15 protein-coding genes and 1 pseudogene are annotated in these 21,346 nt (G+C 74.9%); 4 read left to right on the top strand and 12 right to left on the bottom strand.

Features of this window, described 5'->3' with window-relative positions:
- Positions 1 to 101: 101 nt before the first annotated feature.
- Positions 102 to 938 carry an alpha/beta fold hydrolase gene (locus ACIRDU_RS07790; protein WP_403575854.1) on the bottom strand — a complete coding sequence of 279 codons (837 nt, stop codon included), beginning with the start codon at positions 936 to 938 and terminating at the stop codon, positions 102 to 104.
- 151 nt (positions 939 to 1,089) lie between these two features.
- Here ACIRDU_RS07790 and ACIRDU_RS07785 point away from each other — a divergent pair, with 151 nt between their 5' ends.
- The gene (locus ACIRDU_RS07785; protein ID WP_403575852.1) at positions 1,090 to 3,135 is read left to right on the top strand and encodes a SpoIIE family protein phosphatase; all 2,046 of its coding nucleotides are present in this window, start codon (positions 1,090 to 1,092) and stop codon (positions 3,133 to 3,135) included.
- 11 nt (positions 3,136 to 3,146) lie between these two features.
- Here ACIRDU_RS07785 and ACIRDU_RS07780 read toward each other — a convergent pair whose 3' ends face one another.
- On the bottom strand, positions 3,147 to 3,563 hold the full coding sequence (locus tag ACIRDU_RS07780; RefSeq protein ID WP_403577301.1) for a hypothetical protein: 417 nt from the start codon (positions 3,561 to 3,563) through the stop codon (positions 3,147 to 3,149).
- 530 nt (positions 3,564 to 4,093) lie between these two features.
- Here ACIRDU_RS07780 and ACIRDU_RS07775 point away from each other — a divergent pair.
- From ACIRDU_RS07775 to ACIRDU_RS07765, 3 genes are all read left to right on the top strand, one after another.
- Positions 4,094 to 4,369 carry a hypothetical protein gene (locus ACIRDU_RS07775; RefSeq protein ID WP_403575850.1) on the top strand — a complete coding sequence of 92 codons (276 nt, stop codon included), beginning with the start codon at positions 4,094 to 4,096 and terminating at the stop codon, positions 4,367 to 4,369.
- Between the two features lie 3 nt (positions 4,370 to 4,372).
- A complete protein-coding gene (locus ACIRDU_RS07770; protein WP_403575848.1) occupies positions 4,373 to 5,782 on the top strand; it encodes a DUF2252 domain-containing protein in 1,410 nt (469 codons plus the stop codon).
- 211 nt (positions 5,783 to 5,993) lie between these two features.
- The gene (locus ACIRDU_RS07765; protein ID WP_403575846.1) at positions 5,994 to 6,827 is read left to right on the top strand and encodes a class II glutamine amidotransferase; all 834 of its coding nucleotides are present in this window, start codon (positions 5,994 to 5,996) and stop codon (positions 6,825 to 6,827) included.
- 18 nt (positions 6,828 to 6,845) lie between these two features.
- Here ACIRDU_RS07765 and ACIRDU_RS07760 read toward each other — a convergent pair whose 3' ends face one another.
- The 10 genes and pseudogenes from ACIRDU_RS07760 to ACIRDU_RS07715 all read right to left on the bottom strand — a co-directional run bounded on the left by ACIRDU_RS07760 (position 6,846) and on the right by ACIRDU_RS07715 (position 21,340).
- Positions 6,846 to 7,355, bottom strand: coding sequence for an O-acetyl-ADP-ribose deacetylase (locus tag ACIRDU_RS07760; RefSeq protein WP_403575844.1), 510 nt, complete (start codon positions 7,353 to 7,355; stop codon positions 6,846 to 6,848).
- Positions 7,352 to 8,761, bottom strand: coding sequence for a phytoene desaturase family protein (locus tag ACIRDU_RS07755; protein ID WP_403575842.1), 1,410 nt, complete (start codon positions 8,759 to 8,761; stop codon positions 7,352 to 7,354). The genes ACIRDU_RS07760 and ACIRDU_RS07755 overlap by 4 nt, the downstream gene beginning before the upstream one ends.
- Positions 8,762 to 8,941: 180 nt before the next feature.
- The gene (locus ACIRDU_RS07750; RefSeq protein WP_403575840.1) at positions 8,942 to 9,787 is read right to left on the bottom strand and encodes an inositol monophosphatase family protein; all 846 of its coding nucleotides are present in this window, start codon (positions 9,785 to 9,787) and stop codon (positions 8,942 to 8,944) included.
- Between the two features lie 85 nt (positions 9,788 to 9,872).
- A complete protein-coding gene (locus ACIRDU_RS07745) occupies positions 9,873 to 11,702 on the bottom strand; it encodes a gamma-glutamyltransferase family protein (RefSeq protein ID WP_403575838.1) in 1,830 nt (609 codons plus the stop codon).
- Positions 11,703 to 11,751: 49 nt separating this feature from the next.
- Positions 11,752 to 13,026, bottom strand: a complete 1,275-nt coding sequence (locus tag ACIRDU_RS07740; protein WP_403575836.1) for an acetyl-CoA carboxylase biotin carboxylase subunit family protein — start codon at positions 13,024 to 13,026, stop codon at positions 11,752 to 11,754.
- Positions 13,027 to 13,102: 76 nt separating this feature from the next.
- Positions 13,103 to 14,269 (bottom strand): annotated as a pseudogene (locus ACIRDU_RS07735) (MFS transporter); the annotation flags it as partial.
- Positions 14,270 to 14,339: 70 nt separating this feature from the next.
- Positions 14,340 to 15,083, bottom strand: a complete 744-nt coding sequence (locus ACIRDU_RS07730; RefSeq protein ID WP_403575834.1) for a thioesterase II family protein — start codon at positions 15,081 to 15,083, stop codon at positions 14,340 to 14,342.
- Positions 15,080 to 18,118 carry a type I polyketide synthase gene (locus ACIRDU_RS07725; protein ID WP_403575832.1) on the bottom strand — a complete coding sequence of 1,013 codons (3,039 nt, stop codon included), beginning with the start codon at positions 18,116 to 18,118 and terminating at the stop codon, positions 15,080 to 15,082. Before ACIRDU_RS07725 ends, ACIRDU_RS07730 begins: the two co-directional genes overlap by 4 nt.
- Positions 18,115 to 20,727 carry an amino acid adenylation domain-containing protein gene (locus tag ACIRDU_RS07720; RefSeq protein WP_403575830.1) on the bottom strand — a complete coding sequence of 871 codons (2,613 nt, stop codon included), beginning with the start codon at positions 20,725 to 20,727 and terminating at the stop codon, positions 18,115 to 18,117. The genes ACIRDU_RS07725 and ACIRDU_RS07720 overlap by 4 nt, the downstream gene beginning before the upstream one ends.
- 40 nt (positions 20,728 to 20,767) lie before the next feature.
- Positions 20,768 to 21,340 carry a hypothetical protein gene (locus tag ACIRDU_RS07715; RefSeq protein WP_403575828.1) on the bottom strand — a complete coding sequence of 191 codons (573 nt, stop codon included), beginning with the start codon at positions 21,338 to 21,340 and terminating at the stop codon, positions 20,768 to 20,770.
- Between the last annotated feature and the right edge of the window lie 6 nt (positions 21,341 to 21,346).

Below are 21,346 nucleotides of genomic sequence, written 5' to 3'. Positions count from 1 at the left end.
GCAACTGCTGAGCAGGCACACCCTAGGACTCGAACACAACCGAAGCAATGACCCCGTCGGACTTTGTGCGGTCCTGATGGTTATCCGGCGTCAGACGGCTCTCAGGCCCTGGCCGTGAGGAAGGAGAGCAACTCGCTCGTCAGCCGGGCGGGCGCGTCCAGCGGGACGAGGTGGCCGGCCCGCGGGACGGGCACCAGCCGGGCACCCGGGATCAGGGCGGCGAGTTCCTCCCCCTTGGCGAGCGGGATCCAGGTGTCCTCGGTGCCCCAGCACACCGTGACCGGCAGGTCGATCGTCGGGTAGAGCGGCTGGATCTCGTCGGTGTAGCGCTGGTCGGCCTGCGCGATCTGCCGGTAGAAGGCGCCCTGGCCCTCCTCACCCGTCCAGGGTCCGACCAGCGCGTCGAGCGTGGCGGGCCGCAGACCGAGATGGCTCGCGGAGGAGACGTACTCGCGCACCAGGGCCTCGTGCAGCGCTGCCGGGAGCTGCTCGAAGACCCGGCTGTGCTCCCCGACCAGCCGGAAGAAGGGGGTACCCCAGGGCTTCAGGGCCACCGGGTCGACCAGCGCGAGCCGCCGGTAGCGGGCCCCGTGCAGCAGATGGGCCCGCAGGGCCACGCAGCCGCCGAAGTCGTGTGCGACGACCGCCGGCTCCTCCAGTCCCCAGTGGGCGAGCAGCTCTGTGAAGATCCGGCCCTGGGCGGCCAGTGAGACGTCCTGGCCGGGATGCATGGCGGAGCTGCCGTAGCCCGCCATGTCCCAGACGTGCACGTGGTGCCCGGCGGCGGCGAGGGCGGGGGCGATCTCGTGCCACACGTACGACGAGAAGGGCGTCCCGTGCAGCAGCACGACCGGCTCGCCCCCAAGGTCGCCGAGCCGGTCCCAGCGCACGGTCCCCGACGCGGTGGCCAGGCTCTCCCGCAGCGTCCGGTCCCCCACGATGCCGCTCCCTCCCACCGCGTGCGCCGGCCCGCGGACATTTGGCATTTCGGCGCGACAGTGCCGCTCCCCCAACCGTAATGTGACCTCATCGGACAGCCCCGCAACAGATCTTGGCGGTACCTTTGCCGCGCCGGAAGGAGCGGCCCGCATGAACGGGTATGCGACCTCGGACCACGTCGCCGTCACGGCCGCGCCCGGCGGGCTGCTGGATCTGCTGAAGGTCGCGGCCGTGGTCCTGGACGCGGGCGGGCACATCGCGCTGTGGAGCCCTGAGATCGAGCAGCTGCTCGGCTGGACCGCGGAGGAGGCCTTGCGCCAGCGTGCCGACACCCTCCTGGTGTCCCCCGAGAACCGGCCCCGGGGCAGGGAGCTGTTCGCCCAGGTCAGCACGGGCGCCCGGTGGGCCGGTGTCTTCCCGCTGCGGCACCGCGACGGCACGGAACGCGCCGTGGAGTTCCGTACGATGCGCCTGCTCGACCCCGAGGGGCAGCCCCACCTGCTGGGACTCGCCACGGACGCGACGACCGTACGGCAGGTGGAGCGGGACCTGGCCCTCTCGCACAGCCTCGTCAACCAGACTCCGCTCGGCATCGCCGTCTTCGACAACGACCTGCGGTGGGTCGGGGTCAATCCCGCGCTGGAGCGGATCAACGGCGTGCCCGAGGAGGCCGTGCTGGGACGCCGGATCGGCGAGGTGCTGCCCGGTCTGGACGTGGCGGCCATCGAGGCCCGGATGCGGCACGTCCTGGAGACCGGCAGGCCGCTGCTCGACCAGCAGACCGTCGGCCGGACGGCGGCGGACGTCCAGGACCGCGCCTACTCGGAGTCGTACCACCGCATCGAGGACACCGACGGCCGGGTGCTCGGACTGGCGATGGCCGTGCTGGACGTCACCGAGCGCCAGCAGGCCGCGGCCGAGGTCGCGCAGGCGCGCCAGCACCTGTCGGTGATCGCCGACGCGGGTGTGAAGATCGGCACCACGCTGGACCTCCAGCAGACCGCCCGCGAACTGGCCGACGTGGTCGTGCCGCATGTCGCGGACCTGGCCGCCGTCGACGTCCTGGAGTCCGTCGTGGCCGGCGGCACCATCGTGCCCGTGACGGGCGGCGCCCCGGCCGAGTTCCGCGCGCTGGCCGTCGCGGCCGGCTACGCCACCGACGCCATCCACGCCGCCGACCCGGTGGGCGAGCTGGCCACGTACGGATCGTCGCGGATCATCACGCAGTGCGTCCGCAGCGCCCGCCCCGTCCTGGTCGAGCGGGTGGACGGCAAGATGCTGCGCCGTCTGGCCCGGGACGCGCGGGCCGCCAAGGCCCTGCACGAGGCCGGTGCGCACTCCTACCTGGCCCTGCCGCTGATGGCCCGGGGCAAGGTGCTCGGCACGCTCTCGCTGTACCGCACGGTCAACGAGCGCCCCTTCGACGACCGGGACCGGGTGCTCGCCTCGGAACTCGCCGCCCGCGCCGCGATCTGCATCGACAACGCCCGCCTCTACGGCCGCGAACGCGGAACGGCCCTGACCCTGCAGCGCAGCCTGCTGCCCAGCACGCCCGCCGAGCGGGAGGGGCTGGAGATCGCCGCCCGCTACCGCCCGGCCCTCAGCGAGGTCGGCGGCGACTGGTACGACGTCCTGCCGCTGGGCCCGGGACGCACCGGGCTGGTCGTCGGGGACGTCATGGGCAAGGGCGTCCAGGCCGCGGCGATCATGGGGCAGCTGAGCACGGCGACACGGGCGCTGGCCCGGCTGGACCTGCCGCCGGCCGAATTGCTGCGGCACCTCGACGACATCGCCGGCTCGCTCGGGGACGCGATCGCCACCTGCGTCTACGCGGTGTGCGACCTGCGGCGCGGCACCTGTGAGCTGTCCAGCGCGGGGCATCTGCCACCGGTGCTCGCCGGGGCGGACGGCAGTGCGAAGCTCATCGACGTGCCGGGCGGTGTGCCGCTCGGGGTCGGCGGCGTGGAGTTCGGCACGGTGGAAGTGGAACTCGCCCCGGGCTCCCTGCTCGCCCTGTACACGGACGGGCTGGTGGAGAACCGGGCGGAGCCGATCGACGCCGGCCTCGACACGCTGACCCGCCTGCTGCGCAACGCGGGACCCAGTCTTCAGCGCGCGAGCGACAGTCTGCTCAGCGCGCTGAGTCCCGAACCGGACGACGATGTGGCCCTGCTCCTGGTCCGCACGCGGGCCTGAGCCGCGACGGCTCAGGCGTCACCCCGGCGTGGGGTGCACAGGGCCCAGATGATGAACGCGGACATCGCGATCATGACCACGGACCAGACCGGGTAAGCCGGCAGGGAGAGGAAGTTGGCGATGATGACGAGCCCGGCGATGCCCACGCCGGCGACGCGCGCCCAGCCCGCCCCTTGGAACAGGCCCATGCTGACGAGCACGGCGACCACGCCCAGGATGAGGTGGATCCAGCCCCAGCCGGTGAGGTCGAACTCGAAGATGTAGTTGCGGGTCGAGACGAAGACCTCGTCCTCGGCGATCGCCGCGATGCCGCGCATCACGGCGAGGATCCCGGCAATCATGAGCATGACGGCCGCGAAGACCATCATGCCGGTGGCCAGGTCCTGCTTCGCCGTCGTGCGCCCGTGCGTAGGGTGTGTGGCGGTCATCTGCTGCCTCGTTTCTGCCGGGCCGGCCGCGGTCAGCGACCGGAGGTGGGGGACGGGGGTGGAGGCGCCCGCTGCTCCGGAGCCGCTCAGCACCAGCTCCTTCGCCCTGCGGAACTCCTCGTCCGTGATGTCGCCTCGAGAGCGGATCTCGGACAGCCTGGCGAGCTCGTCGACGCTGCCGGGCCGGGCCTCGCCGCCCCGGGCGGTCTCCCTGATGCAGCTGTCGAGGGCCTGCTGCTGAGCGCGAGCCCGGTCGGTCTCCCGGCGGCCCCTGTCCCGGCCGCGGGCGAGGACGAGGACGAACACGCCCAGGAAGGGCAGGACGACGGGTTCTGCGCGCTCATGTCGGTCCTCCGTCCCGGGGGGCACGCCCGGCAGCCGTCCCCGTCGACCCCAGCCTGCCCGGGGCCGGGCCGGGCTGCTTCACCCGTGGCGGGTGATCCGCACGGGGCGCCGGAAGGCTGAGGTGGTGGTGCGGGCCTGGTGGGGTGCCCGGGTGCCGGGGCGGGACCGAGACCGGGAGACGCGCGATGGACGATTCAGCGGAGGCGCCGCACCGGCGGCGGCCGGGGCGTCGGCGGCGTGCCGCGGTCACGGCCCTCGTGCGTTCCGCGCTCATCGCGGCCGGGCTCGTCACGGTCTACTGCGTGCTGCCCCTGGGACGGACGCGGCACGAGCGGCGTCGGTCCTGCCGACCTGCGGGCTGCTGCTGGGCGTGGCGGCACGGCTCCTCGCCGGCGCAGGCGGGACTGCGCCGGCAGGGCCGGGAGCCCTCGGACGACTTCCCCTCGCGGCCGGAGCGCTGAGCCATGACTGTACCGAGCCCCTTCACGACCTTCATGTCACCGGCCGAGCGGGCGGCCGCGGGCCGGGACGCGCGGCGGCGGGTGCCACGGTCGTCCCATGCCGGGTTCGAGGCGGGGCCGGACCGGTTCGACCCGGTCGAGGTGGTGGAGAGCCAGTCGGCCACCCGCGTACCCGAGTTGGTGCCGATCCGCTACGGCCGCATGCTCGAGTCCCCGTTCCGCTTCTACCGCGGCGCTGCGGGGATCATGGCTGCGGACCTCGGGGCCACCACGGCCACCGGGCTGCGGGTGCAGCTGTGCGGGGACGCCCATCTGCTGAACTTCCGGCTGCTGGCCTCGCCGGAGCGCCATCTGGTCTTCGACATCAACGACTTCGACGAGACGCTGGCCGGGCCCTTCGAGTGGGACGTCAAACGGCTCGCGGCCAGCTTCGCCATCGCGGGCCGGGCCAACGGCTTCTCGGCGGCGGAGCAGAACAGCGCGGTGGAGACGTGTGTCCGTGCCTACCGGCGGCGGATGCGGCAGTTCGCCGGGATGCGCACCCTGGACATCTGGTACGCCCAGGACGACGCCGATCGCATGCGGGAGCTGATGACCGCGTCGATGTCCAAGGAGGCCCGGCGCCGCACCGCGAAGGCCACGGCGAACGCCCGGACCCGCACCCACCTGCAGGCCTACGCGAAGCTCACCCGGACCACGGCCGAGGGGCGGCGGATCACGCCGGACCCGCCGCTGATCACTCCGCTGCGGGACCTGGTGACCGACGCCTCGCCGCACGGCCGGGAGAAGGAACTGCACGCCGTACTGGAGGGCTACGCCCGGACCCTGTCGTCGGAGCGCCGGCATCTGCTGCGCCGGTACCGTCCCGTGGACATCGCCCGCAAGGTGGTCGGGGTCGGCAGTGTCGGCACCCGCTGCTGGATCGTGCTGCTCCTCGGCCGGGACGACGACGATCCGCTGCTGCTCCAGGCCAAGGAGGCCCAGGAGTCGGTGCTCGCCGCCCACAGCGGCGGCGACCGCTGGGACAACCAGGGCCGGCGTGTGGTGGCGGGACAGCGGCTGATCCAGACGACCAGCGACATCCTGCTGGGCTGGACCCACGCGGTGGGGCTCGACGGGCACGAGCGGGACTTCTACGTACGGCAGTTGCGGGACTGGAAGGGCATCGCCCGGCCGGAGACCATGAACCCGGGCCTGCTCCGGCTGTTCGGGCAGCTGTGCGGGGCGAGCCTGGCACGGGCCCACGCCCGTTCCGGCGACCCCGTCGCCATCGCGGCCTACCTGGGCGGCGGCGACCGCTTCGACCGCGCGCTCACCCTGTTCGCCCAGGCGTACGCCGAGCAGAACGAGCGGGACTTCGAGGCGCTGGGCGCGGCGGCCCGCTCGGGCCGGATCCACGCGGCGGCGGAGTGATCGCCCGGGCCGAGTGCGGGAGCGGAGCGCTCGTGGGATCGACGTCCCGGGGCTCCCTGTCGTTCTCCGCGCCCGCCCGGGCACGCTGCGCACAACCACCCGCGGCGGGCGATGCGTCCCCGGCGCGACCGGAGTTTCCTGAGGTCCACACACCACCTACGGAGTCGCGCGCGCCCGGGGGCCCGGGCGGCTCGGAACAGGGGTATCGGCCATGTGCCGCTGGCTCGCCTACTCAGGCACTCCCGTGCTGCTGGACGACGTCCTCTACCGCCCGGAGCACTCGCTGATCGACCAGAGCCTGCACGCGCGGATGGGGGTCGAGACCACCAACGGCGACGGCTTCGGCGTGGGCTGGTACGCGTGGCACCTGCGCACGCCCGCCGTCATCCGCGACACCGGCCCGGCCTGGAGCAACCGCAACCTGCGGGAGATCGCCGACCACGTCCGCTCGCCGCTGTTCTTCGCCCATGTGCGCGCCTCGACCGGCTCGGCCGTGCAGCAGACGAACTGCCATCCCTTCCGCCAGGGGCGCTGGATGTGGATGCACAACGGGGCGATCGACGGGTTCCGTGAACTGCGCCGGGATCTCATGCTGGCCGTGGACCCGGGGCTGTTCCCGTCGCTGGAGGGCACGACGGACTCCGAGGTGATGTTCCACGTGGCGCTCACCCTGGGGCTGGACCGCGATCCGCCGGGTGCGGTGGCCCGGATGACGGGGCTGATCGAGCGGCTGGGCCGCGAGCACGGAGTCCCGCAGCCGCTCCAGATGACCGTCGCTGTGACCGACGGGGAGCGGGTGTGGTTCTTCCGGTACTCCAGCGCGGGAAGATCGCGGTCGCTCTACTACAGCAGCCGGGTGGAGGACGTGCGGGCCCTCCACCCCGACCTGGGTTTCCTGAACCATGTCTCCGACGAGACCCGGCTGGTCGTGTCGGAGCCGCTGGGCGATCTGCCGGGCGTCTGGAACGCCGTACCGGAGAGCACCTACGGTGTCGTCCAGCCCGGCCGGGACCTGCTGCGGCACTTCGAGCCCGAGCCCGTCTGAGCGCCGCCGACCCGTGCCTCAGCGCAGGTGCGCGGCGAAGGCCTCGTACGCCCGCTCGTCGAAGAGGACGAACCTGACCTCCTCGACCGACGTGTCCGCCGCCCGTACGGTCTCGACCGCGATGCGCGCGCCGTCGTCCATCGGCCAGCCGTAGACGCCGGTGGAGATCGCGGGGAACGCGACGGTACGGGCGCCGAGTTCGCCGGCGACACGGAGCGACTCGCGGTAGCAGGAGGCGAGGAGGCCGGAGCGGTCCTCGGTCGTGCTGAACACCGGGCCGACCGTGTGGACGACCCAGCGGGCGTCCAGACCGCCCGCCGTGGTGGCGACGGCCCGGCCGGTGGGCAGGCCCTTGCCGAGGTGCGCCGCGCGGAGCCTGCGGCAGTCCTCCAGGATCGCGGGGCCGCCGCGGCGGTGGATCGCCCCGTCGACCCCTCCCCCGCCCAGCAGTGACGAGTTGGCCGCGTTGACGATCACGTCGACGCTCTCGCGCGTGATGTCGCCCCGGACCAGTTGGATGGCCGTCATGTCTGCCTCAGCCGCTTCCAGACGGCCTTGGCCGCGTTGTGCCCCGACATGCCGTGCACTCCGGGGCCCGGCGGAGTCGCCGACGAGCAGATGAACACGGCCGGATGGGGGGTGTGGTACGGGAACAGGGTGGGCTTCGGGCGCAGCAGGAGCTGGAGGCCGGAGGCCGCGCCGGAGGCGATGTCCCCGCCGACGTAGTTGACGTTGCGGGCGGCGAGTTCGGGCGGGCCGGCCGTGGCGCGGGCCAGCACGCGGTCGCGGAACCCCGGGGCGAAGCGCTCCAGTTGGCGCTCGATGGCGTCGGTGAGATCGCCGGTCCAGCCGTTCGGGACGTGCCCGTAGGCCCAGAAGACGTGCTGGCCCGCCGGGGCCCGGGTCGGGTCGACGACACTCGGCTGCACCGTGATCAGGAACGGCTTGTCGGGGGCCCGGCCCTCCCGGGACGCCGCGCGCAGGGCCGCGCCGATCTCCGCGCTGTCCGCGCCGACCTGCACCGTGCCGGCGGCCCGGGCCTCCTTCGCGGTCCACGGCACGGGGCCGTCCAGGGCGTAGTCGACCTTGAAGACGCCCGGCCCGTAGCGGTAGCCGCCGTAGTGGGTGCCGAACCCGGCGATGCGGGCCAGGGCGGTGGGCGAGGTGTCGAAGACGTACGCCCGGGCCGGCGGCAGGTCGTCCAGGCGTTTGACCTCGTAGTCGGTGTGGACGCTGCCGCCGAGGTCGCGCAGGTAGGCGGCGAGGGCGTCGGAGAGGGACTGGGAGCCGCCACGGGCGACGGGCCAGCCGCGGGCGTGCGCCGCGAGGGCGAAGACCAGGCCGATGGCGCCGGTGGCGAAGCCGCTGAGCGGTGCCATGACATGGGCGACGAGCCCGGAGAACAGGGCCTTGGCGGGTTCGTCGCGGAAGCGGCGCATCAGCAGCGTCGACGGGGGCAGCCCGGCCAGGCCGAAGCGGGCGAGGGTCACCGGGTCGCGGGGCAGCGCGGTCAGCGGCAGGGACATGAAGTCCCGGGCGAGGGTGTCCCACTTGGGCAGGAAGGGCTCGACGAGCCTGCGGTACGCGCCGGCGTCGCGCGGGCCGAAGGAGGCCGCCGTCTCACCGACCGTCCGGGCCAGCACAGCAGCCCTGCCGTCCGGGAAGGGATGCGCCATGGGCAGCTCGGCGTGCAGCCACTCCAGGCCGTAACGCTCGAGCGGCAGGGCGCGGAACGCCGGGGAGTTGACGGCGAGCGGGTGGGCCGCCGAGCACGGGTCGTGCCGGAAGCCGGGGAGGGTGAGCTCCTCGGTGCGGGCTCCGCCGCCCACGGTGCCCCGGGCCTCGAAGACGGCGACGGAGAAGCCGCGGCGGGCCAGCTCCACGGCCGCGGTCAGTCCGTTCGGCCCCGCACCCACTACGACGGCATCGAGCATCGACTGCACCTTCGGACCCCTTCGTCAGCCGACGGCCACTGAGGTTCAGGATATGCCCGGGGACTGTCCGTCACCGGCCGCGGGTGATTTCCGGTACGGAAGGCCGCTTTGCGGGGTTTGGACGCCCCCGCCTGCACACGCCGGGTAGTCGTCTGTGTGCGTCGGGCGACGGCTCGGTGCTCAGGACCCTCCCGACAGCAGGCCCGCCACCCTGCGGGCCGTGGCCGCGTCGCGGGCCGCGGTGAAGGGCAGCACATTGCCGCCCGTGATGCGGAACGGCGCGCCCGCGCGGGTCAGGTGGGCGCCGCCCGCCTCCTCCACCAGCAGCAGACCGGCCGCATGGTCCCAGGCGGCTTCCCAGGAGAACGCGACGGCGTCCAACTCGCCGCGGGCGATGGCGAGATACTCCAGTCCGGCCGAGCCGCACGGGCGGGGTTCCACACCGTCGGTGCGCAGGCAGAGCAGGGCGTGCTTCTCCTCGTCCGTCGTGTAGTCCGGGTGGGAGGTGGCCACGCGCAGGTCCCGGCCGGGCTCCGGCACACCGGCGAACAGCCGCTGCCCGTCGAGGTGGGCGCCCTTGCCCCGCTGGGCGGTGGCGAGCCGGTCACGGGCGGGCGCGTACGTCCAGGACGCGAGCAGGGTGCCGCCCAGTGCCAGCGCGACCAGGGTGCAGAATCCGGCCTCGCCGCGCACGAACTGCCGGGTCCCGTCGACCGGGTCGACGATCCAGACCGGGGCGTCGCCGCGCAGCGCCTCGTACGACGCCGGGTTGGCGTGCACCGCCTCCTCGCCGACCACGACCGAGCCGGGCAGCAGGGCACCCAGCGCTGCGGTCAGATACAGCTCGGCCTTGCGGTCGGCGTCGGTCACCAGGTCGTGCGGGCCGCTCTTCTGGTCGACCTCGTGCGCGGCGAGCTGGCGCCATCGCGGCATGATCTCGGTGGCGGCCACCTTGCGGATCGCCTCTTCGACGTCGGTGGCGTGCTCTGCGAGAAACTCTTCGATGGTTTCGTTGCTGTCGATCACCCCTCCATGACAACACGCGCCACTGACAATGCCCGCCCGCCGGGTGCACTGCGGGTGGCATCGCGATGAACAGCCGACCGCCGGGTCACCGGCCCACCGCGTACCCCTGCATGCCGCGCGGGTTCGCCGCCGCCGACAGGACACCCGTCTCCGGGTCCCGTGCGACCGCGCACAGCCGGCCCTCCGACCAGGGGCCGCCGACGGTCACGTCGTGGCCGCGGCGCCGCAGTTCCTCGACGACGGCCGGGTCGGTGCGGGACTCCACGGTCACGCTGCCCGGGCGCATGCCGCGCGGGCAGAAGGAGCCGGGGAAGCTGTCGTTGTGCCAGTTCGGGGCGTCGATCGCGCCTTGGAGGTCGAGGCCGCCTCGCACGGGGGCACGCAGGGCGACCGCGAGGAAGAAGTGCAGCTGCCACTGGTCCTGCTGGTCCCCGCCGGGCGTGCCGAACGCCATGACGGGCAGGCCGTCGCGCAGGGCGATCGAGGGCGTCAGGGTGGTGCGGGGACGGCGTCCGGGGGTGAGGGAGTTGGGCAGGCCCTCCTCCAGCCAGGTCATCTGGAGCCGGGTGCCGAGCGGGAAGCCGAGTTCGGGGACGACCGGGTTGGACTGGAGCCAGCCGCCGCTGGGCGTGGCCGAGACCATGTTGCCCCAGCGGTCGACGACGTCGAGGTGGCAGGTGTCGCCGTGGGTGGTCCCGTCGGCGAGGATCTCCGGTTCGCCCGGCACGGGGGACGCCGGGCCCTTGGCGACGGTCGGTTCGCCGACTCCCAGGGCGTCGTAGCCGTCCTGGGCGGCGGCCGCCGCGCGCGCGTGCGCGCACAGTCGCGGGGTGCGTCCGCCGGGGCTGCCGGGCCGCAGGTCGTTCTCGGCCCGCTCGCCGACGAGGGCGCGGCGGGCCGTGTTGTACGGGTCGGACAGCAGGTCGTCGAGCGGCACGTCGGCGGCGTCCCCGTACCAGGCCTCCCGGTCGGCCATGGCGAGCTTGCAGTTCTCGACCAGGAGATGGACGTAGCCGGCGGAGCCGTAGCGGGGCAACTCGGGTGGGAGCAGGGCGAGTTGCTGGAGGAGGACCGGGCCCTGGCTCCAGGGGCCCGGCTTGCACAGGGTCCAGCCGTTCCAGTCGTACGTCACCGGCGTCTCGTAGGTCGCGGACCAGGCGGCGAGGTCGGCGGCCGTGAGGGTGCCGGTGTGGCGTTCCCCGCTGGTGTCCCTCGTGGGGCGCCCGGCCTGGCGGACGAGGGCGTCGGCGATGAATCCGGTGCGCCACACCTGCCGCGCGGCCTCGATCCGCGCCTGCCTGTCCCCCGCCCCGGCGGTCTCGGCGAGCAGGCGCTTCCAGGTGGCGGCGAGGGCGGGGTTGACGAAGAGCGCGCCGGGGCGCGGCGCCTTGCCGCCGGGCAGGTAGACCTCCGCCGACGAGGTCCACTCCGTCTCGAACAGCTCGCGCACGGTCTCGACGGTCTCCCCGACGCGCTCCACCGGGGCGTGGCCGTGCTCGGCGTAGCCGATCGCGTACTTCAGGACGTCGTCGAGGGACTTGGTGCCGTGGTCGCGCAGCAGCAGCATCCAGGCGTCGAACGCGCCCGGTACGGCGGCGGCGAGCGGCCCGGTGCCGGGGACGAGGTCCAAGCCCAGGCTCCGGTAGTGCGCGACGGTCGCCCCGGCCGGTGCGACGCCCTGCCCGCACACCACCCGTACGTCGCCGCCGGCCGGGGCGAGCAGGATCGGCACCTCACCGGCCGGGCCGTTGAGGTGCGGCTCGACGACGTGCAGCACGAAGGCGCCCGCCACGGCCGCGTCGTAGGCGTTGCCGCCGTCCTCCAGGACGGCCATCGCCGACTGCGAGGCGAGCCAGTGGGTGGCGGACACCATGCCGAAGGTGCCGCTCAGGGTGGGACGAGTCGTGAAGCGCATACCTGACCTCGGTGCCGGGGACGTCGACGGGCCTGCGCAACATAGCCGCTCAGACGGTGCCCTGTTCCGGGGCGGAGACGCGGAAGAGGAACGACAGCCCGTCGACCGTCGCCCGTGCTCGGGCGAGCGCCTCCTCGGCGGTCGGGGCCGACGCGCGGGCCCGGGCGACGCGGGCGAACGAACCGTGGCCGGTGAGCTCCTCGCCGGGCTGGAGGAGCACCGTGACGCCCGGGTCCAGGTCGGCCTCCGTCCCGTCCGCCAGACCCACGAAGGTGCCCGTGGCCTCGGGGGCCGTGTACCAGATCGCCTCGCACCGCGGCTCGCGGCCGGACTCCAGCACGGCGCGGATGTCCGGGAGGACCTTGTCGCCGAAGGCCTGCCGGGTCTGGAGGTCGATCATGTCGACACCCACCGCGTCCTTCACCAGGTTGAAGATCTCGTCGCCGCCCACCCGCAGGTGGGTCTCGATGACACGCGGACCGTCGGAGGTCAGCACCACCTCGGTGTGGGTCGGGCCGAATTCCACGCCCAGCGCGTCCAGCACGCGCCGCACGTGCTCGCCGATCGCCTCCTCGTCCGCCGGGTCCAGCGGCGCCGGCAGGACGTGGCCCAGCTCCACCAGACCGTCGGGGTCGGAGTACTTGCGCGTGACGGCGACGACGACGTGCTCGGCCGCCTCCGAGAACGCCTCCACGCTGTACTGCGGCCCGCGGTGGTACTGCTCCGCGAGGACGCCCAGCCGGGCGATGCCCGGGAAGTCGCCGGCCGCCGTGCGGTAGGCCCGCGCGGCCTGCTCCGGGGAGTGGACGAGGGTGACGCCGAAGCTGGCGGTGCCGGCCGTCGGCTTCACGATGAAGGGGTACCCGGCCTCCTCGCCGAAGGCCAGCAGGTCCACCTCGTCGTACGCACGGCGCGCCGCCGTGTCCTCCACCCCCGCCTCCCGCAGCCGTTCGCGCATGGCGTGCTTGTCCTGCACCAGGCGCACGGTCCCGGGGCTGTGGGTGGCGACGCCGAGTGCCGCGCCCACGGCGGCGGCCCGGTCCTGGTCGTGCTCCCAGAACGCGGTGATCCGGGTGACCGGCTCCAGCGCGTGGACGGTCCGCGCCAGGGTGACGACCTCGTCGACCGGGGCGTCCTGGCGTACGGCCACCACCCGCAGGTAGTCGCCGCCCGTGGTGATCCGGTGCAGGTGCTCGGGCCGGCAGATCACCGAGATCCGCACCGAGTCGTCGAGGGCGCGCAGCCGTGCGGCGTAGTCCAGCCGCGGGCCGATGGCGAACATGAGGTAGTGCTCCGGCGTGCGGACCGTGTCCGTGTGTGCCATGGGGAAAGCCTTTCGGGAGGTCAGTGGACGGCCGAGGGGGCCGGGACGGGCGCGCCGGCGGGGCGGCGGGGCGGCGGGGCGGCGGGGCGGCGAGGGAGAAGGCGGCCGTCGCGGCCACGAGGAGCAGGGCGAGGGCGAGCCAGCCGACGGTGCCCGACGGGAGCACGAACGCCGTCATCAGGAAGGGCCCCACGATGAGCTGCGCGCTCATGCCCATGCTGAACAGGGACAGGTACTGCGGCCGGGAACGGGGGTCGGCCATCGCGTACGACAGCTCCCACGCGGCGACCGCGTGCAGGTTCTCGCCCACCGTGAGCGCCACCACCGCGAGCACCACGACCATGAGCGCCACGGTGACGCCCTGCCCGTCGGCCGCGGCGAAGAGCAGACAGGACAGCACCAGCGGCACGGCGGCCAGCCGCAGCAGCCGGACCGCCCGGTCGGTGCCGCTCGCGAAGCGGGCGACGTACACCTGGAGGACCACTGTCAGGACGGTGTTGACGGCGAGGACCACGGAGCTCGCGCCCCCGGGCAGCCCCGCCTGCCGGGTCATCCACAGCGGTACGAGGACGAACAGGATGGAGTCGTTCAGCAGGAGGACGGCGTTGGCGAGTGCGGCCGTGAGGAAGCGCCGGTCCCGGTACGGGGACGGACCCGGTTCCCGGGACGCCCCCGCCCCGTCGCCCGCCGCCGAGGGCGCCGTACGCGAGGTCGCAGGGGACGCCGCGCGGGACGGTCCGGGACGGCCGGCCGCACGGCCCGCCCTGCCGACCAGCGCGGCCACGGCCACGAAGGCGGCGCCGTTGCACACGAACAGGGCGGAGAACGCGGCCGGTGAGCCGACCGCCTGGACCACGGCGGCCAGCAGGAAGCCGGCGGTCATCCCGATGTTGCTCACCGCCCGCAGCGACGCCATGGTGCGCGTCCGCCGGTCGTCCGGTTCGAGCTCCCCCACGATGACCTGGAGCAGTGGCATGGCCGCCCGGGTGGCCGCGGTGATCAGGCAGGTGACGGCGAAGTAGCCGGCGTACCCGTCCACGAAGGCGTATGCGACGAAGCCCGCCGCCCGCACCAGCGTCAGCCCCACGAAGACGGGGAGCGCGCCGGCCCGGCCCGCCAGCGCCCCGAAGGGCGCCGGGCTCAGCAGCCCGAGCACGTTCGCCGCGGTGAGCGCGCCGCCGACCGCCACCGCGGGGATGCCGACCACGCCGACGAAGTACAGCGTGGCGGCGGCCAGGAACATGCCGACCGCGACCGCGTCCACGGCCGACGCGGCGGCGATGACCCGCCCGTTCCGCGAGGCCGGCAGCAGGTCAGCCCACACCCGGGGTCACCCCCGGGGCGAGGGCCGCCACCAGCGCGAAGGGCGGGTGCGGCACCAGGTAGAAGTGGTCGCCCGGAACGGTGTGGTGGGTGAACCGCCCCTCGGTCAGCGCCGCCCAGGCCGCCGCCCGGTCCTCGGGCACCAGCGGGTCGCCGTCCCCGGCGATCGCCGTCACGTCGCAGCGCAGCGCCGGTCCGGGGCGGTGGACGTAGGCGTCGAACATCCGATAGTCGCCGCACACGTACGGCAGGACGAGCTCGCGGACCTCGGGGTCGGCCAGCAGTTCGGCGTCCGTGCCGCCCAGGGCGACCAGGGCGTCGGCGACCGCGTCGTCGTCCAGCTCGGCCGCGTCCGGGCCCTCGGGGTGCGGCAGGTGCGGGGCGCGCGCCCCGGAGGCGAAGAGGTGGCCGATCCGGTGCCCCTGCGCCTCCAGCAGACGGGCCGTCTCGTAGGCCACCACCGCGCCCATGCTGTGGCCGAGGAACGCCACGGGCCGGTCGAGCAGCGGCCGTACCGCCTCCGCGATGTCGGCGGCGAGGCCGGGCAGCCCGGTGGGCAGCGGTTCGCCGTAGCGGCCCGCGCGGCCGGGGTAGCAGACGGCGTGGACCTCGTGCGCGGGAAGGCCCTCGGCCCAGGCGTGGAAGAAGGAGGCCGAACCGCCCGCGTGCGGGAAGCAGATGAGGCGGGACGCCGCATCGGGGCGGGGGGCGGTGCACTTGAGCCAGGTCGTCATCGCCGGTCCCCCGCCGCGAGGAGGGCCTCCACAAGGGCCGTCTGCCGGCCGAGCGTGGGGCCGGTCATGAGGTCGCGCACCGGGACGCGGACACCGAGGTCGGCGCCGATCCGCCGGGCGAGCCGGGCCAGCAGCAGCGAGTCGCCGCCGAGGTCGAAGAAGTCCGACGCGGCCGACAGGCCCGTGCTGCCCAGCAGGTCCGTCCACAGGGCCGCCACCGCCTCGGCGGGGGTGCGGACCGGTGCGGTACGGGCTGCCGGTTCCGCGGGCGCGGCCACCGACTCGGCCACCGGTGCCGTGCCGGGGGGCACGGCGGCCGGTGCGGCCGGTGCGGTGCGGGCCAGCGCCGCCGGGGCCAGCAGACGCGGGCCGGCGAAGGCGAGGCCCGGCAGGTGCGCCGGGCGCCCCTCGCCGGCCAGGACGGCCGGGTCCACGGGCAGGCCCACGGTCCACAGCCCGGCCAGCGCCAGCAGGGTCTCCTCGCCCGGGCGGTCCGACCGCCCGGGGCTCAGCGGCACGGCGGTCAGCCCGGCGGCCTCGGCCATCGCGCTCAGCGCCCTGCCGGGCCCGGCCTCGACCGCCACGGCACCCGGGTACGCCTCCGCGAGGGCGGCCAGCCCCGGCGCGAACCGCACCGCGCAGCGGGCCTGTTCGGCGAAGGACCCGGGTTCCACGACGCTCCCGGCGGGGACGAGGGCCCCGGTGGTGTTGGACAGGTACGGCAGGCGGGGGCGGCCCAGGGCGATCCCGGCCGCGGTCTCCCGCAGCCGCGGCACGGCCGGTTCGAGCATCCCGGTGTGGAAGGCGTGGCTGGTGCGCAGCCGGCGGGCGGTGGTCCCGCGGTCGCCGAGCCACGCCGTGAAGGCGTCCACGACGTCCTTTGGCCCGGCCAGGACGCAGCTCTCCGCCGTGTTGACCGCGGCGAGCTCCAGCCGGTGACCGCCCACGGCCTCGAACGCGCCGGCCAGTTCCAGGGCCCGCTCCTCCCCCACGGCGAGGGAGACCATGGCGCCGGGCGGGCAGGACTGCATGGCCCGGCCGCGTTCGGTCACCAACGCCAGCGCGTCGCCGAGGCCGAGAACCCCGGACAGCGCGGCGGCGGTGATCTCCCCGAGGCTGTGCCCGGCGAGCGCAACGGGCCGGGGCCCGAGAGCGGTGAGCGCCGTGGCGACCGCGAACTCGACGCAGAACAGGGCCGGTTGCGCCAGTTCCGTACGCGCCAGCTCATCGGCCGGGAAGGCGGGGTCGTACAGGGCCGTCCGCACCCGGCCGGCGAGGGGCGGCTCCAGGTGCCCGAGGCACTCCTCCAGCGCGGCGGTGAAGCCGGGCAGCGCGTCCCGGAAGGGGATCGCCATGCCGGGGTGCTGGCTGCCCTGGCCGGGCAGCAGGAGCACCAGCGGCGCGGCGGCGGCCGGGACGGGCGGGTGCGCGGGGGCGGAGCGCAGCCGGTCGGCGAGCTCCAGATGGTCGCGGCCAGCGACACAGGTCCGGTACGGGAGCAGGGCGCGGCCGGTCGCCAGCGTGTGGGCGACGTCCGCCAGGGGCACGTCACCGAGGTCGCCGAGGCGGTCCGCGAGCCGCGCCGCCGTGCCCCGCAGGGCGTCCGGGCTCGCCGCCGACAGCATCAGCACCCGTCCGGCCGGCCCGTCCCCGTGCGGCGCGGCGTCCGCGCGGTCGGCGGCCCGGTACTGCTCGACGACGACGTGGGCGTTGGTGCCGCCGATGCCGAACGAGCTGACGCCGGCCCGGCGCGGGCCGGGCCCGCCGTCCCAGTCCAGGCACGCGGTCGGCACGTACAGCGGCGAACCCTCGGTCTCCAGCAGCGGGTTGAGACGGGTGAACCCCGCCACGGGCGGCACCTTGCCCTCCCGCACCACCAGCAGGGTCTTGATGAGCGAGGTCAGCCCCGACGCGGCGTCGAGGTGGCCGATGTTGGCCTTGACCGCGCCGACGGCTATCCGGCCCGGCCCGGCACCGAGGCGTCGCAGGACGCCCGAGGCGGCCGACCACTCGATCGGGTCGCCGACCCGGGTACCCGTGGCGTGCGCCTCCAGGTACCCCAGCGAGTCGGCCGTGACGTCCGCCGCGGCGAGGGCCGCGCGGATGACGGCCTCCTGGCCGGCCGCCGAGGGCGCCTGGTAACCCGCCTTCGCGGAGCCGTCGTTGTTGACCGCCGTCCCGATGATCACCCCGTAGGGGTCGCAGCCGTCCGCGACGGCGTCCTCGTGGGGGCGCAGCACGACGGCCACCACACCCGAGCCGGCCAGTGCGCCGTCGGCCGCCGCGTCGAAGGGGCGGCACTCGCCGGACGCGGAGAGGATGCCGCCCGGCAGGTGGACGTGCCCGGTCTGCGGGAAGTCGACGGCCGCCGCGACGACCACGGCCTGCTCGCACTCGCCGTTCAGCAGGGACTGGACGGCGAGGTGCACCGCGACCAGGGAGGAGGAGCAGGCGGTGAGCACGCTCAGTGCGGGACCGGTCAGCCCGAGCCGGTAGGCGATCCGGGTCGCCAGGTAGTCGGGCTCGTTGGCGCGCAGGGCCTCCTCGACGCCCGCCGCGTCCAGGGTGCCGGACGTGAGCATGGCGCGCAGGTAGGCGCTGCTGCTGGCGGAGGCGTACACGCCGGTGACGCGGGACTCGGTGGTGGGGTCGCAGCCCGCGTCCTCCAGCGCGGTCCAGGCCGCCTCCAGCATCAGCCGGGCCTGCGGGTCCATCAGTTCGGCCTCGCGCCGGCTGATGCCGAACACCTCGTGGTCGAACCGGTCGGCCTCGTCGAGCAGGCCCCGTACGGGGACGTGGTCCGGGTCGTCCACCACGGCGGGCGGCTCGCCGGCGGCCAGCAGCGCGTCGCGGTCGAGCCGGGTGGTGAGGACCTCGCCGCGCAGCAGCGCCCGCCACCAGGTGGGAATGTCGGCGGCGCCGGGGAAGCGCCCGGCCATGCCGGTGACGGCGACGTCCAGGGAGCGGTCGCGCGGGGTGTCGTCGTGGGGCGGGAACGGGCCGGGGCCGCCGGCCCGCGGTGCGGAACCGGTCATCGGGACGCCCCCTGCTGCTGCACGCGGCGCCGGCGGGCGCGGGCGACGCGCTCGCGGCGCGCCTGCTCGGCCCTGCTGTCCGTGCCCGCCGCCGGTCCCGCGCCGGACGGGGCGCCGGCCCGGACGAGTTCGGCCTGGCTGTTCACCGTGGAGCAGCGGAAGAGGTCGACGACCGAGGGCCGTACGCCGGTGTGGCCGGCCAGCGCGTCCTGGAGGCGGATGATCAGCAGTGAGTGGCCGCCGAGGTCGAAGAAGTTGACGTCGTGCGGCACGGAGGAGGTGCCCAGCACCTCGGCCCACGCGGCCGTCACCCCGGCGACGGGGTCGGCGGACGGGCCGGGCGGGGACGGCGGGGCGTCCGCACCCGGCGCGTCATGCCGTTCGGGCTGTTCGGGCTGTTCGGGCTGTTCGGCGAGCGCGGCGAGAGCGGCGCGGTCGACTTTGCCGTTGACGGTGACCGGGAAGGCGTCCAGCGCCCGCAGCAGCGACGGCACCGCGGCCTCGGGCAGCGTGCGGGCGAGCCGCTCCCGCACGGCGGGCAGGTCGCCGGGGGCGGCGGTGACCACGAAGCCGGTGAGCCGGGTCCCCGCGGCGTCCGGCAGGACGACGGCCTCACGCACGTCCGGGCAGGCGCGCAACGCCGCCTCGACGGCGCCGGGTTCGACCCGGTGGCCACGGATCTTCACCTGGTTGTCGCGGCGCCCGAGGAACTCCAGGGCACCGGACCGGTTCCAGCGCACCAGGTCGCCGGTGCGGTACATCCGGGCGTCCCCGCCCGCGAAGGGGTCGGCGACGAACGCGCGGGAGGTGGCGTCGGGGCGCCCGAAGTAGCCGCGCGAGACACCGGCACCGCCGATGTGGAGCTCGCCGGTGATGCCGGGCGGCACCAGGCGGCCCGCCCCGTCCAGGACGTACAGCCGCGCACCCGGCACCGGGCCGCCGATGTCGACCGGCCCGGCCGCGTCGAAGCGCCGGTAACTGGCCCACACCGTCGCCTCGGTGGGCCCGTACTCGTTGACGAGCGCCGTGCCGCCGCCCAGGAGGCCGACGTGGCGGCGCAGCAGCGCCTCCGGGAGGGCCTCACCGGCCGTGATCACCGTGGTGAGCGTGGCGAGCCGGTGCGCGCCCAGCCGCTCGCCCGCGGCGAGCACCGTGTCGTACAGGGACGGCACGCACAGCAGGTGCGTGACGGAGTGCCGTTCGACGAGCCCCACCAGGGCCTCGGGGTCGCGGAACTCGTCCGGCCCGGCGACGACCAGGCGGCCGCCGGCGGTGAGCGTGCCCCACAGACCGGCGACCGAGGAGTCGAAGGCCAGCGGGGACAGCAGCAGGAACACCGGGGCGCCGGGATACACCTGGCGGCGCGCCAGGGTGGAGGCGGCGAGCTGGCCGTGCTCGACGACCACGCCCTTCGGGGTGCCGGTGCTCCCGGAGGTGTAGATCAGGTACGCCGCGTCGTCCGGCGCCGGTTCCACCGGCGGCAGGGCTGTGCCCGCGTGGCGTACGGCGTCCTCGTCTGCGGTGACGGTCGCCACGCCGGGCGGGACGGGCCGCCGCGCGGTGCCGCCGGTCACCACGACGGCCCGGACGCGGGCGTCGGTCAGCACCGCCGTGACGCGCTCGTCGGGGTTGGCGGGGTCGACCGGCACGTAGGCGGCGCCGGTGCGTACGGCCCCGAGCACCGCGGCCACCATCGCCGTGGAGCGCTCGGCGAGGACGCCCACCCGGTCGCCGGGGCGGACACCGGCCGCGACCAGCCGGGCGGCGATCCGGCCGGCCCAGGTGTCGAGTTCGCCGCGCGTGACCCGCTCGTCCCCGCGGACGACGGCCACGGCGGCGGGGTCGGCGGCGGCCAGCGCGGCGACCCTCGTGTGCACCGGCTCGTGGCCGTCCTCCGGCAGCGGGTCGCCCAGCCCGGCGGCCAGCAGCTCCCGGCGCTCAGCCCCGTCCAGCAGCGGCAGCGCGCCGGCCGTCACCGGCTCCTCGCCCGTCAGGGCGGTGAGCACCGTGCGCAGGTGGCCGAGGAGCTCCGTGACGCAAGCCGCGGTGTACCGGTCGGCGTCGTACAGCGCCACGAGCTGCGCCGCGCCCGGGGCGGGGTCGCCGTCGTGCAGCGTCACGCTCAGCTCGCGGGCGCCGGGGAGCGTGGCGGCGGGCGAGCCGTGCCGGAACTCCACCAGGGGGTCCGGTACTCCGGCGTCGTCGCTCCACAGCGCGAGGGACCGCTCCAGGGCCAGATCCGTCCCGGCCAGCAGTTCGGCGCGGGTCAGGTCGTCGCGTACCGCCAGCACGACCGGTACGTGCAGGGCCGCGGCCACCGCCCGGTCGGTACCGGTCCGCCGCGTCAGGGTCACGGCCAGCGCGGCGAGCCCGACGGTCAGGGGGGTGACCGCGTGGTCGCGGGCCGTGCGTCCGACCGCCGCGCGCAGCGCGGTGTCGAGGGGCAGGCGCACCACCCCGGTCCGTCCGGCGGGGACGGGACGGGGCCCTCCGACGCCCAGCGGGCGGTCGGTGGCGGCGGTGCGGACCTCGTCGGCCCACTGCTGGGACTCCTCGTTCCCGCCCCCGGCCCGGGGACGGCCGAGGGGGGCGGCGGACGGCGATGACATCGGTACTCCTTCGGTGGCGGTCGGGCGCGTGGCGGTGGGGTCAGTCGGCCAGCGTCATCGTGAGGTGGATGCGGTCCGTGCCACCGGCGTTGTAGGCGGAGTGGTGGCGGAGCGTGTTGAGGATGTGCACCCGGCCGTCGGTGGGAACGTGGTAGGTGTGGCCGCTGCGGAACAGCAGGCGGCTGTCCTCGTTGGTGGTGATCGCCACGTGCGCGACCCGGGAGTGGTCGGTGTGCATGTGGTAGATCTCGCCCGGGTGCAGGGTGACCAGGCGCATGCGGCCGGGGCGGAACGGGAGCTGCCGGTACAGCTCGTGGAAGTAGGTGTCCTGGAGCGCCTCGTTGAAGAACGCGAACTCGCTCTCCTCGAAGATCTTCTCGCCGGTCTCCTGGTTGAACTGGCCGGTGCCCGCGTCGCGCCACGGGTCGGCGGCGCCGGCGCGGTGGGTCAGGCCCAGGCGGCGCAGGCGGTCCTCCGGCTTGCCGGAGGGCGCGTCGGGGAGGCGCTCCAGGTACTGGTGGTAGGCCGCGACGATCTCGTCGTGGTCGAGCCGGATTCCGGCGACGATCTCGACCAGGTCGGTGTCGATCGTGCTGAGCGTGGGCGTGGCCATGGTGAT

Origin of the sequence: Streptomyces sp. NPDC093598, assembly GCF_044764825.1 — a bacterium.
Taxonomy (GTDB): Bacteria; Actinomycetota; Actinomycetes; order Streptomycetales; family Streptomycetaceae; genus Streptomyces.
Note: the sequence above shows the minus strand (reverse complement) of the source record. Positions and strands in the feature narration are given on the sequence as shown.

Coding starts and splice junctions, on each gene's coding strand:
- ACIRDU_RS07785 (WP_403575852.1), top strand. CDS start 1,090: ATGAACGGGTATGCGACCTCGGACCACGTCGCCGTCACGGCCGCGCCC.
- ACIRDU_RS07780 (WP_403577301.1), bottom strand. CDS start 3,563: ATGACCGCCACACACCCTACGCACGGGCGCACGACGGCGAAGCAGGAC.
- ACIRDU_RS07775 (WP_403575850.1), top strand. CDS start 4,094: ATGGACGATTCAGCGGAGGCGCCGCACCGGCGGCGGCCGGGGCGTCGG.
- ACIRDU_RS07770 (WP_403575848.1), top strand. CDS start 4,373: ATGACTGTACCGAGCCCCTTCACGACCTTCATGTCACCGGCCGAGCGG.
- ACIRDU_RS07765 (WP_403575846.1), top strand. CDS start 5,994: ATGTGCCGCTGGCTCGCCTACTCAGGCACTCCCGTGCTGCTGGACGAC.
- ACIRDU_RS07760 (WP_403575844.1), bottom strand. CDS start 7,355: ATGACGGCCATCCAACTGGTCCGGGGCGACATCACGCGCGAGAGCGTC.
- ACIRDU_RS07755 (WP_403575842.1), bottom strand. CDS start 8,761: ATGCTCGATGCCGTCGTAGTGGGTGCGGGGCCGAACGGACTGACCGCG.
- ACIRDU_RS07745 (WP_403575838.1), bottom strand. CDS start 11,702: ATGCGCTTCACGACTCGTCCCACCCTGAGCGGCACCTTCGGCATGGTG.
- ACIRDU_RS07740 (WP_403575836.1), bottom strand. CDS start 13,026: ATGGCACACACGGACACGGTCCGCACGCCGGAGCACTACCTCATGTTC.
- ACIRDU_RS07730 (WP_403575834.1), bottom strand. CDS start 15,083: ATGACGACCTGGCTCAAGTGCACCGCCCCCCGCCCCGATGCGGCGTCC.
- ACIRDU_RS07725 (WP_403575832.1), bottom strand. CDS start 18,118: ATGACCGGTTCCGCACCGCGGGCCGGCGGCCCCGGCCCGTTCCCGCCC.
- ACIRDU_RS07720 (WP_403575830.1), bottom strand. CDS start 20,727: ATGTCATCGCCGTCCGCCGCCCCCCTCGGCCGTCCCCGGGCCGGGGGC.
- ACIRDU_RS07715 (WP_403575828.1), bottom strand. CDS start 21,340: ATGGCCACGCCCACGCTCAGCACGATCGACACCGACCTGGTCGAGATC.